11 protein-coding genes are annotated in these 12,399 nt (G+C 66.9%); 4 read left to right on the top strand and 7 right to left on the bottom strand.

The window, feature by feature from the left end:
• Positions 1-96: 96 nt before the first annotated feature.
• The 4 genes from AB4Z27_RS01070 to AB4Z27_RS01055 all read left to right on the top strand — a co-directional run bounded on the left by AB4Z27_RS01070 (position 97) and on the right by AB4Z27_RS01055 (position 4,380).
• Complete coding sequence (locus AB4Z27_RS01070; protein WP_441643783.1) at positions 97-1,554, top strand: MATE family efflux transporter; 1,458 nt, start codon at positions 97-99, stop codon at positions 1,552-1,554.
• A gap of 411 nt (positions 1,555-1,965) precedes the next feature.
• A complete protein-coding gene (locus AB4Z27_RS01065) occupies positions 1,966-2,427 on the top strand; it encodes a tripartite tricarboxylate transporter TctB family protein (protein ID WP_092294478.1) in 462 nt (153 codons plus the stop codon).
• A gap of 13 nt (positions 2,428-2,440) precedes the next feature.
• Positions 2,441-3,943, top strand: coding sequence for a tripartite tricarboxylate transporter permease (locus AB4Z27_RS01060; protein ID WP_092294480.1), 1,503 nt, complete (start codon positions 2,441-2,443; stop codon positions 3,941-3,943).
• A 113-nt stretch (positions 3,944-4,056) separates the two neighbouring features.
• Positions 4,057-4,380: a helix-turn-helix transcriptional regulator gene (locus tag AB4Z27_RS01055; protein ID WP_092294482.1), complete on the top strand. Its 324-nt coding sequence runs from the start codon at positions 4,057-4,059 to the stop codon at positions 4,378-4,380.
• Between the two features lie 49 nt (positions 4,381-4,429).
• Here the strand turns inward: AB4Z27_RS01055 and AB4Z27_RS01050 are convergent, their stop codons facing one another.
• The 7 genes from AB4Z27_RS01050 to AB4Z27_RS01020 all read right to left on the bottom strand — a co-directional run bounded on the left by AB4Z27_RS01050 (position 4,430) and on the right by AB4Z27_RS01020 (position 12,396).
• The gene (locus AB4Z27_RS01050) at positions 4,430-5,209 is read right to left on the bottom strand and encodes a DUF4397 domain-containing protein (protein ID WP_092294484.1); all 780 of its coding nucleotides are present in this window, start codon (positions 5,207-5,209) and stop codon (positions 4,430-4,432) included.
• 419 nt (positions 5,210-5,628) lie between these two features.
• Positions 5,629-6,663: a diguanylate cyclase domain-containing protein gene (locus tag AB4Z27_RS01045; protein WP_441643782.1), complete on the bottom strand. Its 1,035-nt coding sequence runs from the start codon at positions 6,661-6,663 to the stop codon at positions 5,629-5,631.
• Between the two features lie 2 nt (positions 6,664-6,665).
• Positions 6,666-7,706 carry a chemotaxis response regulator protein-glutamate methylesterase gene (locus tag AB4Z27_RS01040; protein WP_441643781.1) on the bottom strand — a complete coding sequence of 347 codons (1,041 nt, stop codon included), beginning with the start codon at positions 7,704-7,706 and terminating at the stop codon, positions 6,666-6,668.
• Positions 7,703-9,976 carry a hybrid sensor histidine kinase/response regulator gene (locus AB4Z27_RS01035; protein WP_441643780.1) on the bottom strand — a complete coding sequence of 758 codons (2,274 nt, stop codon included), beginning with the start codon at positions 9,974-9,976 and terminating at the stop codon, positions 7,703-7,705. The genes AB4Z27_RS01040 and AB4Z27_RS01035 overlap by 4 nt, the downstream gene beginning before the upstream one ends.
• Positions 9,973-10,653, bottom strand: coding sequence for a chemotaxis protein CheW (locus AB4Z27_RS01030; RefSeq protein ID WP_441593680.1), 681 nt, complete (start codon positions 10,651-10,653; stop codon positions 9,973-9,975). Before AB4Z27_RS01030 ends, AB4Z27_RS01035 begins: the two co-directional genes overlap by 4 nt.
• Entirely contained in the window at positions 10,646-11,929 is a 1,284-nt protein-coding gene (locus tag AB4Z27_RS01025; protein ID WP_441643779.1) for a CheR family methyltransferase, read from the bottom strand. The genes AB4Z27_RS01030 and AB4Z27_RS01025 overlap by 8 nt, the downstream gene beginning before the upstream one ends.
• The gene (locus AB4Z27_RS01020) at positions 11,926-12,396 is read right to left on the bottom strand and encodes a chemotaxis protein CheW (protein ID WP_441592845.1); all 471 of its coding nucleotides are present in this window, start codon (positions 12,394-12,396) and stop codon (positions 11,926-11,928) included. Before AB4Z27_RS01020 ends, AB4Z27_RS01025 begins: the two co-directional genes overlap by 4 nt.
• Between the last annotated feature and the right edge of the window lie 3 nt (positions 12,397-12,399).

Below are 12,399 nucleotides of genomic sequence, written 5' to 3'. Positions count from 1 at the left end.
ACGGGGTCGTAGTGGCCGATAATCGGCCACTTGCCCGCGGGAATCCACGCTAGACTGGCGGACCCGAGATGCCGCATATCGTCCCAACCGCCCTCCATGAAGCCAGACGCCAGACTGACCACGGGCCCGATCGGCCGCACGCTGTTGCTGTTCTCGCTGCCCGTGCTGGGCAGCAACATCCTTCAGTCGTTGAACGCGTCGATCAACTCGGTCTGGGTGGGCCGCTACCTCGGCGAGGCCGCGCTGACGGCCACGTCCAACGCCAATATCATCCTGTTCTTCCTGCTTGGCGTGGTGTTCGGCATCAGCATGGCCAACACGATCATGATTGGCCAGGCCGTGGGCGCCCGGAATRTCGACGAAGCGCGCCGCGTGGTCGGCACCGGCACGACGTTCTTCGTGGGCCTGTCGATCCTGGCGGCGGTGCTCGGTTTCGTCTTCACGCCACRCATCCTCGCGGCGATGCATACGCCCGACGATGCCGCGCCACTGGCGGTGATCTACCTGCGCATCATCTTCGTGGCGCTGCCGTTCATGTACTTCTACAACTTCGTGATGATGACGCTGCGCGGGGCAGGGGACTCGCGCACGCCGTTCTATTTCATGCTGTTGTCGGTGGTGCTCGACGTGGTGCTGAACCCGGTGCTGATCTTTGGCGTCGGGCCGTTGCCGGCGCTCGGCATCGCAGGCTCCGCGCTGGCTACGCTGATCGCCCAGCTGGTGAGCCTCGTGGCGATGATCGCGGTGCTGTACCGGCGACGCCATTTCCTGCTGCTGCACAAGGAGCAACTGGCGCTGCTGTGGCCCGATCCGGCAATTCTCCGTGCGCTGGTGGCGAAGGGCTTGCCGATGGGCCTGCAGATGGTGGTGATCTCATCGTCCGCGATTGTCATGATGTCGCTGGTCAATACCTATGGCTCGCAGACCACGGCGGCCTACGGGGTGGCCTCTCAGTTGTGGACTTACGTGCAGATGCCGGCCCTGGCCGTAGGCGCCAGCGTGTCGTCGATGGTCGCGCAGAATGTCGGTGCGGGCCTATGGCCGCGCGTGGCCCGTATCACGCGCATGGGTCTGCTGTTCAATCTGGTGATGACCGGGGCGATTGTGGGGCTGATCTACCTGTTCAACCGGCATTCGCTTGGCATCTTCCTGGGCGATGACAGCACGGCAATCGGCATCGCCCAGCACATCAACCGCGTGGTGCTGTGGTCGTTCATCCTGTTCGGCTTCACCATCGTCGTGTTCGGCACGGTGCGCGCCACCGGGGCGGTCATGGCGCCGCTCGTCATCCTGTTCGTGTCGATGTGGGGGATACGGCTGCCGTTCGCATGGCTGCTGGAGCCGCATATCGGCGCGGAGTCGATCTGGTGGAGCTTCCCGGTTGGTTCGATCGTGTCCGTGGCGCTGGCCTTTGCCTACTACCGCTTCGGCAACTGGAAGCGCAGCCACATCATGCCTGCCGAGCCGCATGCGGAGGCCGTCGGCCTCGCGCCCGATACCAGCATGGGCACGCCTTGCGAAGAYGCCGATACCACAACGGCGCCCGCGCGGTGATCGGATGACAGGTGRGTGCGCTTTCACCTGAGAGACATTTGAGTCGCCGCGCGCGCCGCGGTGCAGCAATGTAAGGCATTCGAAAGCCACGCCTTCCCCAAATATCAGAACGCCGCTTCATGCGGCGTTCTTTGCTTTCAGTCCCCTTTCGCCCAGCCTTTCAGTTGACTTTCACGCGTTGTCGATCATATCGGTTAAATACATCACAACATGATGTATTGGAGTCGGCCCACTTCTGATAACGGAATCAGGAATTACCCTGAAGCCAGACAAATGAAAGGCGCCTGAAAGATCGCGTCTCTACTGTTCGCTCCGTCGCATCGGATGCTTTGCCTGTCATGCATCCGCAGTGCGGGCGCCAGAGCCGGCGGCCGCGCGGTACCGATTTTCACCACTTTGAGGAGATTCATTTTGCGCATACGCAGCCAAAAGGACTTTGCCTCCGGCCTGATGTTCGTCCTGGTCGGCCTGGGCTTTTCCTTCGTCGCGCGCGGCTATTCCATGGGAACGGCGGCGAAGATGGGGCCAGGATATTTTCCGTTCCTGCTCGGACTCGTGCTCGCCCTGCTGGGCGCGATCGTGACGGTGGGTTCGCTCTCGACGAAGGGCGAAGACGACCAGCTCGCGCGCTGGGACCTCAAGACGCTGTTGTGGATTCTCGGTTCCGTGGTGCTGTTCGGCCTGTTGCTCAAGCCGCTCGGCATGGTGTTGTCGGTCTTTGTGCTGGTGCTGGTCTCGTCGATGGCGAGCCATGAGTTCAGCTGGAAGGGYGCACTCCTGAACGGCGTGGTGCTCGTGCTGATCAGCCTGGGCGCSTTCGTGTACGGCATCAACCTGCAGATGCCGGTGTGGCCTGCCTTCATYACCGGCTAAGGAGCCCGTCCAAATGGAATTGTTCGATCACCTTGCCCTGGGCTTCTCCACGGCATTGTCCCTGCAGAACCTCGCGTACGCCTTCCTCGGGTGCGTGCTGGGGACGCTGATTGGCGTGCTGCCGGGCCTCGGCCCTCTCGCCACCATCGCCATGCTGCTGCCGGTCACGTACACGCTGCCCCCGGTGGCTGCGCTGATCATGCTGGCTGGTATTTACTACGGCGCCCAGTACGGCGGTTCCACCACCGCCATTCTGGTGAACCTGCCCGGTGAGTCGTCGTCGGTGGTGACCACCATCGATGGCTATCAGATGGCGCGGCGCGGCCGTGCTGGCGTGGCGCTGGCCACTGCCGGTCTCGGTTCGTTCTTCGCTGGTTGCGTGGCTACGCTGATTCTGGCGGCTTTCGCAACGCCGCTGTCGGAACTGGCATTCAAGTTCGGCCCCGCCGAGTACTTCTCGCTGATGGTGTTGGGCCTGATCGGTGCCGTGGTGCTGGCCTCGGGCTCGCTGCCGAAGGCCGTGTCGATGATCGTGCTGGGTCTGCTGCTGGGCCTGATCGGTACCGACGTGAACTCGGGTGCCGCGCGCTTCTCGTTCGACGTGCCTGAGCTGACCGACGGCATCGACTTCGTCGCACTGGCCATGGGTATGTTCGGCTTCGCGGAAATCATCGCGAACCTGGAACAGAAGGAAGCCCGCGAGACGTTCACGAACAAGGTGACGAACCTGTTCCCGACCAAGGAAGACTTCCGACGCATGATCCCGGCGGTGCTGCGTGGCACGGCCCTGGGTTCGGCGCTGGGTATTCTCCCCGGCGGCGGTGCGGCACTGGCTTCGTTCGCGGCTTACTCGCTCGAGAAGAAGACCTCGAAGTACGCGCATGAATTCGGCAAGGGCGCCATCGAAGGCGTGGCGGGTCCGGAATCGGCCAATAACGCCGCGGCACAGACGTCCTTCATCCCGCTGCTGACGCTGGGCATTCCGCCTAACGCCGTGATGGCGCTGATGGTGGGCGCGATGACCATCCACAACATCCAGCCCGGCCCGCAGGTGATGACCAGCAACCCGGCGCTGTTCTGGGGCCTGATCGCCTCGATGTGGATCGGTAACCTGATGCTGATCATCCTGAACCTGCCGATGATCGGTATCTGGGTGAAGCTGCTGACCGTGCCGTATCGCTTCCTGTACCCCGCGATTCTCGTGTTCTGCGGCATTGGCGTGTACTCGGTCAACAACCAGACGTTCGACGTGTTCATGGCGGCTGGCTTCGGCGTGATCGGCTATCTGTTCCTGAAACTCAAGTGCGAACCGGCCCCGCTGCTGCTCGGCTTCGTGCTGGGACCGATGATGGAAGAGAACTTCCGCCGCTCGCTGCTGCTGTCGCGTGGTGACTTCACCGTATTCGTGACGCGTCCGCTGTCGATGGGCCTGCTGATTGCTGCTGCCGCACTGGTGGCCGTGGTGGCACTGCCGTCGATCAAGGCCAAGCGCGAGGAAGCGTTCCAGGAGGAATAGCGCTCCGTGGCGCTCTCCTGAGCAACACCGGCTTTTGCCGGGCACACAACGCAAGCTTTCGGGGTGCCTCGTGCACCCCGTTTTTTTAAGGACTTTCCAAAGCGACTGCGCCCATGATCACGCCTTCGCTCGACCGGGTCGTTTCCCGGCTCTACATCCTCAAGCTCGTCCAGGCCAGCCCCTCTACCGTCTTCAGTCTGATGGAGCGGCTGCGCGAGCGCGGCATCGACAAGAACATCCGCGCACTGCGGCCCATTCTGCGCAGCCTGATGATCGCTCGCTCGATCACGGCGGAACTCGTGGAAGGTAACGGCCGCGTCTATACCATCACCGACAGCGGTCGCGCCGAACTGGACGCGTACCTCTCGCACCTCGACGTACTCAAGTCCGACCTGCCGGGCGCMGGCAACCACGCGCAAAAGAAAGACGCCGCCTGAAGCGGCGGCGTCCTGGCCCGAGGAGAGGGCTCTTGCTATGTAGCGGGGCTTACTGCTGGCTGACCAGTTCCTGCGCCGTGGCGTTGCTCGTGCTGCTCTGTGCCACCAGGACCTTGATCTTGTTCGGCACCACGGCACCGAAGCCGTCGGCCGGGATCGTGGTAATCAGCCAGTCGTCGTTCTTGTTCACGGTCAGCGCGCCCGAATCGAAGATCACGGTCTTGGTACCGGCCGCGGTCACGCGCAGGCGATAGGTGCCGCCATCCACATAGATCGAATCCTGACCCGAAGCCGGCACCGCATTCTTATAGCTGATGGCGGCGATCGTCGGGTTCACGGCGGCGATGTCCTGCGCCGGCGTGGTCAGGTACATGTCCACGTTCTGCGCATTGATCGAGGCGTTCAGACCACGAATCCGGGCGGAGGTGTCCAGCAGGCCCTTGCCGTACGGATCGTCGATCTGCAGCACGTCGGCGGCCGTCGTGCCAGGCAGCGCCACCACGGTGTACTTGTGGCCGGTGTGCGCCGARACCGTGGTCGCACCGATCTGCGTGGACGTGTTGGCCAGGTTGAACGCGAACAGGTTATTGCCTTCCTCGACGTTGAAATAGCCCGAGACTGTCTTGTAGGGGATGTTCCTCAGCGAGGTCAGCGCGCCGTTCTGCAGCACGTCGACGTTGGGGCCGGCCGTCACGGCGTGGATGACGCGCACCGAGGGCTTGCTCAGGCCCACGCGGTCGTCGATGCCGTCATCGCCGCCACCGCACGCTGCCAGGACTGCCGTGGTCGCGAGCGCCAGGCCCAGAATGATGTTCCGCTTGATTTCCATGGTTCTTCACCTCTTTTACGTTGGGATCATTGGGGCGCGCGACACGCACAAGACCTCACACCGACCCAATGCGCCGGTGCTCTCTCGAATGGCGATGGTGGCGTGCCGCGCGGGCAATCGTTACTGTTGCTGCTGGCAGCCGTGCGTGAATGCGCTTGCCTGATGCAACGATAGACATGCGGGGAGAGGGGAGACAGCCGGGCGACTCCGATATCAATGTCGGAGAATTCCCACAGTTCGGTTACAAAGCTGATACAAGTACACGTTGTGTCGCGCGCATCGAGCATGGGGAATGCCGCGCGAAGACATGGCGCGGCACGTGGTCCAAAAGGGTGAGGTAGTTCTTACACGGCGCTATGCGTTGTCGGCCGTGGGGCAAGAGGGGTGGCGCGCGGCGCGGTGCCGCGCGCGGGAAATACTTACACCATCACGACCTGATTGCGGCCGTTGCGCTTGGCCTGATAGAGGCCGGTATCCGCTGCCTGCACGAGGCGGCTGGCATCGCCAGTTTCATCGGGCACGATCACCGCGCCGCCGATGCTGATGGTCACCACGCCACTGGKGGGCGACCCGTTGTGCGGAATCTGCAGCGACTCGATCGCGCGCCGCACCTTCTCCGCGAGCAACCTTGCACCGCCCGCCGAGGTGGCCGGCAGGATCATCGAGAACTCCTCGCCCCCAAAACGCGCGGGCAGGTCAGCCGGCCGCGCGCAGTTGTCGCGGATYACGCCCGCCACGCGGCGCAGCACCTCGTCGCCGGCCACGTGGCCGTAGGTGTCGTTGTAGGCCTTGAAGGCATCCACGTCGATCATCAGCAGTGCGAGTTGCGTCTGCTCGCGCTGTGCGCGCCGCCACTCGGCGCCGAGGTACTCGTCGAAATAGCGGCGGTTCGAGAGCCCGGTCAGGCCGTCGGAGTTGGTCAGCCGCTGCAGTTCGAGGTTGGTTTCGAGCAACTGCTGCTGGCTCTGCCGGAGTGCCCGATACGCTTCGTCGCGCTGCAACAGGTTCAGGTAGGAGCGCGAGTGATAGCGGATGCGCGCCACGAGTTCTATGGTGTCCGGCAGCTTCACGAGATAGTCGTTGGCGCCAGCCGCGAACGCGGCGCTCTTCATCGTCGCCTCTTCCTTGGTGGAGAGCACGATGATGGGGATGTCGCGCGTGCCCGGGTTCTCCCGATAGCGCCGCACAAGCGTCAGGCCGTCGGTGCCCGGCATCACCAGGTCCTGCAGGATGACGGTTGGCTGCGTGCGCTCCGCCACGGCCACGGCCTCGTCCGGCTGCGCGCAGTAGTGGAAGTCGATGTCGGGCTCGCCGGCCAGCGCGCGGCGCACCGCTTCGCCGATGATGGCCTGGTCGTCGACCAGCAGCACCATCGCCATGTATTCGTTGTTGGCGCCTTTTGTGCTGTTCGCGCTATTTGCCGCCGCATCGGCTTGAGGTTTAGGTCTTGGCATTTTCATGCATCCTGTGCTTTGTTCTTGTTCTGGTGGCCGCCGCCGCACGCCTTCACCAGCCGCGCGGCAATCCGCGGCAGCGGCAGGATCTCGACGGCGGCGTCCAGCGCCGCAGCCGCCTTGGGCATGCCGTACACCGCGCTGGTGGCCTGGTCCTGCGCAATGGTGAGGTAGCCACGGTCGCGCATCGCCTTGAGGCCGAGGGCACCGTCGCGGCCCATGCCGGTGAGCAGCACGCCGACCGCCTCGCCGCGCCAGTGCTCCACCACCGATTCGAAGAACACGTCGATGGAAGGCCGGTACAGGTAATCGCCCGGCTCCGGGGTGTAGGCCATCCGCGCGGCATGTATCAACCGCAGATGATCGTTCGTGCCCGCCAGGACCACGGTGCCGATTCGCGGCCGCTCGCCGGCGCGCGCGATGCCCACCGGCAGCGCGCACTGGGCGTTGAGCCACTCGGCCATGCCGGGCGCGAACGCCTCGTCCACGTGCTGCACGGCGACCACCGCCGCGCCGAAGTCAGCCGGCAGCGCGCCCAGCAACGTGGCCAGTGCAGCCGGCCCGCCTGCCGAGGCGCCAATCGCCACCAGGCGGGGCGCGGCCGGCGTAGGCGTGGCGGCAGTCAGGGAATGCGATGCGATGGCGCGGCCATTCAGCAGCCGGGCGATGTTGCGGAGCTTGCGCAGCAGCGGCCCCGCCGCGAGTTGCGCGTCCGGTTCGGTCAGGGTGGGCGTGTCCACCGCATCGATCGCGCCGTGACCCATCGCGGCGAACACCTGGTCCGCGTTGCGCCCGAGGTCCATCGTCACCACGACGATCGCGCACGGCGTGGCGGCCATGATGCGCCGTGTGGCTTCCACGCCATCCATGACCGGCATCAGCAGGTCCATCAGGATCAGGTCGGGCGTTTGCGTGGCCGCCATGCGTATGGCCTGCTCGCCATCGCCGGCCACCCAGATGATCTCGTGCGTGGCATCGAGCGCGATGGCGCGCCGCAGCGCCGCCACGGCCAGCGAAGAATCATTGACGATACCGATCTTCATGCACGTGCCTCGCCGATGAGATCCAGCACGGCGTCCAGCAACGCCGTGTCATGGAAACTGCCCTTGGCCAGATAATAGTCCGCGCCAGCCTGCAACCCGCGTTCGCGATCCTGCTCGCGGTCCTTGTACGACACGATCATCACCGGCAACTGCCGCAGGCGCGGCTCCTCGCGGATGCGGGTGACCAGTTCGATGCCGTCCATGCGCGGCATGTCCACGTCCGTGATGACGAGGTCGAAGGGCTCCGCGCGCAGGACGTTCCAGCCATCCATGCCGTCCACGGCCACGGCCACATCGTAGCCACGCCCGGCCAGCAGCTTGCGCTCCAGTTCGCGCACGGTCAGGGAATCGTCGACCACCAGCACCCGCTTGCGGCGGACGTCGGCAGTGCCGGCGCCGGCCTGGCGCACGCGCTCGATCCGGCCATCCGACACGAGTTTCTCGACCGAGCGCAGCATGTCCTCGACATCGAAGATCAGGACGGGCGTGCCGTCGTCGGTCAGGCTGCCCGCCGCGATGTCCTTGATCTTGCCCAGCGCCTGCGCCAGCGGCTGCACCACCAGCATGCGTTCACCCAGCAGGCGGTCCACGGCAATGCCGTAGACGCGATCCTGCTCGCCGATGATGACTACCGGCACGGTGTCGGCGTCCGGGGTGGCGGTCTCGGGCCGTTGCAGCAGTTGCGCCGCGCTGACGAGGCCTACGGGCCGGCCGTCATGGCGGAAGTGCTGGTGCTGTTCCACCTGCTCGATCTCGTCCCGGCGCACCGCCACGGCACGCATGACGTGCCCGAGCGGGAAGGCATAGGCTTCGCCGGCGACTTCTACCAGCAGCGTGCGCACGACGGACAGCGTAAGCGGCAATTCGAGATGGAAGTGGAGCCCGCTGCCGGGCTGCTGCGAGAGCCGCAGGCTGCCGCGCACGGCGCGCACCATGTCCTGCACCGCATCCAGCCCGACGCCACGCCCCGAGACATGAGACACCGTCTCGCGCAGGCTGAAGCCGGGCAGCAGCAGGAATTCGAGCAGTTCCGTCTCGGACATCCGCGCCGCCGTCTCGGGCTGCGCCAGGCTGCGGCGCACGATGGCCTCGCGCAACGCGYCGAAGTCCACGCCGGCCCCATCGTCGAAGATCTCGATGACAAGCCGCCCGGCGTTATGGCGTGCGTGCAGCGAGAYGCGYCCTTCCTCGGGCTTGCCGGCGGCRCGGCGCACTTCGGGCGGCTCGATGCCGTGATCCACCGCATTGCGCAGCAGGTGGGCCAGCGGGGCGTCGAGCTGTTCGAGGATGTCGCGGTCCACCTGGGTTTGTTCGCCCGCCAGCGCCAGATGCACGGGCTTACCGAGCGCGCGGCCGAGGTCGCGCACCATGCGCGAATAGCCCATGATGCCRTCCGAGAGCGGTCGCATGCGACAGGACAGCGCGGTGTCGTAAAGCTGGCGCGACAGCCGGCTCGCCCGATGATCGTACTGGTCGATCTCCTCCACGCGTTGCGAAAGCTGGCCGTGGCTGTCCTCAAGCAACTGGCGCGCTTCGGCCAGCGCGGCGCGTAGCCGTGGCACGGTACCATCGGCACTGGCCAGCAGGGCCTGGATGCCTTCCAGCGCCTGGAGCGCGCGCATTTGCTGGCGCCGCGCCTGCTGCATGGCGCCGCAGAACGGGCGCAGCCAGTGCGTCTCCACCATGGATTCGCCGGCCATGGCCAGCAGCCGGTCCAGCCGGTCCGCGTTGACGCGCAGCATGCGTTCCTGCGGGTCGGCGGCGGCCGTGGCCTGAGGGGCGGGCGGGACTTCGGGGGGAAGAACCTCGGGCGTTGCTGCGGATACCGCCGGCATCCGCGCGGGGGCCGGCTCCAGTTCAGTGCCGTCGAGCAGCGCGTTGAGGTGCGCGACGCAGGCGTCGATCTCGGCCAGTCCTTCCCGCTCGGGCCAGTCGAGCGCGCCGCCCGGGGGATGGCCGATCCGCTGCAGCAGGTCGGTGCCCTGCAGCAGGGCGTCGATATGGGACGGCGTCAGCAGCAGGCCGCCACGCTGCGCGGCGACGAGGCAGTCTTCCATCACATGCGCCACGCGCACGCCGCCATCCAGCCCGACGATGCGCGCTGCACCCTTGAGCGAGTGGGCGGCGCGCATGCACGATTCCAGGTGCGTGGCCGCCGCAGGCTCGCGTTCGAGCGCCAGCAGCCCCGCGTTTAGGATTTCCGCCTGCGCGTCCGCCTCCAGCGCGAACAGTTCGAGCATCGAGGCATCGCGGAGCTGTTCGGGATTCATGACAGGCTCCGCGACAGCGCCTGCCGGAGCAGGTCGGCATCGAGCAGGCCGACCGTGTGGCCGTCATGCTCGAACAGGGCGCGCGTGTAGTGCGCGGAGGCGCGGGCGAGCGTAGCCGGTAGCGGCAGCAGCGCGGCGTGGGGCACGTGCTGCACGCCTGCCACTTCGGCCACAGGCAGCGCAATGGCATTGCGCCCCTGGCCCAGCATCAGGAACCGTCCCGCGCGGCTGGGATCGGCCGCCGTGCCGCCGAACAGCAGCGCCAGCGACACGCAGGTCAGCAGCGCCCCGCGCACCGATGCCACGCCAACCAGCGCCGCGTGGCGGCGGTGCGGCAGCGAGTGGATCGGCGCGGGCGCGGTGACTTCGCCGAGCACGGCGGTCGGCAGCGCGAGCCATTCATCGCCCACGCGGAAGACCACGCAAGACTGCCCTGCGGCACGGTCGACATGGAACGCACTCCTGGTAGGTTGATCGAGCGTGGCGGCATCCACAAGGTCATCGACGGCCAGCGCGTCGAGCAGCGCCGTGGCGGCTTGCGCGTAGGTCGGGCAGTTGCGGCAGTGGACGTGCGTCGCCAGCAGCGGGCACGAGGCGTCGCCGGACACGCCGATGCGTCGCCAGCAATCGTCGATGGCGGCAAGGTTCGGCAGCAGGGTGGCGGAGGTTTCAACCATGGCTCATGCGGGCGTGACGTTGGGCGCGTTCGCGCAGGCGCGCGGCACCGCCGGCGTCGCCCTCGCTATCGAGCAGGGCGGCAAGGTGGTAGAGGGCTTCCTCGTGGCCGGGATCGAGGTACACCGCCTTGCGGTAGGCGGCATGCGCATCGGCGACGTGGCCGGCGGCGTCGTGCAGCACGCCGAGCAGGCAGTAGGCGTTGGCGGATGGGCCGCGCTGTGCCAGGTATTGCTCGCACGCGACGGTGGCGTCGGCCACATCGCCACGGTCAGCCATGGCAGCAATCTCCGCGAGCGCATCGCCGCCGGCTTGCTGCGCGGGCGGGCGCGCGTGCGTGGCGGCGGGCGGCGCRGCGCGCAACGSGGGGGCCGGCTGGGGCCGGCGCGCGGGAGCGGCGGGGGAAGCCGGCAGCGGCGCACGGGGTAAGGCCGATGCCAACGACGCCGGCACGTCCCGCACGGGCGGGCGCACCGCGTGGGGATGGAAGGCGAAGGCGAGCGGCACCCCGGCGCCGGCGAGCCCTTCGCGCGTCAGCAGGCTGGCTTCGGCCGGGCCGACGAAGATCAGGCCGTCCGGGCGCGCCAGGCGCACCAGCGCCTGCGCCGCGCGGCGCTGCGTATCCGGATCGAAATAGATCAGCAGGTTGCGGCAGAACACCACGTGGTAGGGCGGCTCGGCTGCGAGCAGCGACGGGTCGAGGAGATTCCCGGATAGCAGCCGGACCTGTGCCCGGACGCCATCGGCAATCTGGTAGCCCGCCGCYACCGGCGCGAAGTAGCGCTCGCGGAAGTCCAGCGGCCGGCCCCGGAACGCGTTGTTRCCATAGTGGCCGGCGCGCGCGCGCTCCAGCGCCCGGGCGCTGACATCCACGGCATCCACGCGAAACCGTTCGGGCGGCACGCCGGCGTCCAGCAGCGCCATGACGATGGAGTACGGCTCCTCGCCGGTGGAGCAGGGCACGCTCAGCACGCGCAGCATCGGCACACCATCGCCGAAGATACGGTGGGCGGCAAAGCTCGCCATGGCCAGCAGCGCTTCACGATGGCGGAAGAACCAGGTTTCGGGCACCACTACGGCTTCGATCAGCGCCTGCAGCTCGTCTGGCACCGCGTGCAGCACGTTCCAGTAGTTGCCGAGATCGGCGGCGCCCACGGCGATCTGACGTTCCAGCACGGCGCGCGCGATGGTGCCGGCGCCGATGGCGCCCGCATCGAGCCCGATGCGTTCTTTCAGCAACACYTCGATGGGCGTGAGCGGGTGCGGGGCGTCGGTCATGCCGGGGCTGGATCGGGAAACAGCAGGTCGTGCACGGCATCGGGCAGCAGCGCGCCCACGCGCACCCATTGCACGAGGCCGCGCGCGTCGTGCAGCACGGGCCCGAGGTAGCGCACCGGGGCAGGGTCGATGCCRCCGTCGACGAAGGCGGCGGGATCGGCGCGCAGGGTTTCCGTGGCGTATTCGAGCCGCAGGCCGAGCAGGCGGGCGGGTTGATCGTGGGTTGTGCGGCGATAGTGCACCAGCACGGTCCGCGTGCTCCGGCGCGCCACGGCGGGCGTGCCCGTGGCCAGCGCCGGGATGTCGATCACCGGCACCGGCTGGCCATGACGCACCATCAGCCCGGCGACCCATGCCGGCGCCCCCGGAATCTGCTTGAGCGTGGTCAGCGGCAGCACCTCGGCCACCTCGGCGGTATCGAGCGCGTAGTGGTCAGGACCGATGCGGAACAGCAGGAAGAGGGCCATGGC

Source organism: Cupriavidus sp. KB_39 (assembly GCF_052114485.1).
In the GTDB taxonomy this organism is placed as follows: domain Bacteria; phylum Pseudomonadota; class Gammaproteobacteria; order Burkholderiales; family Burkholderiaceae; genus Cupriavidus.
Note: the sequence above shows the minus strand (reverse complement) of the source record. Positions and strands in the feature narration are given on the sequence as shown.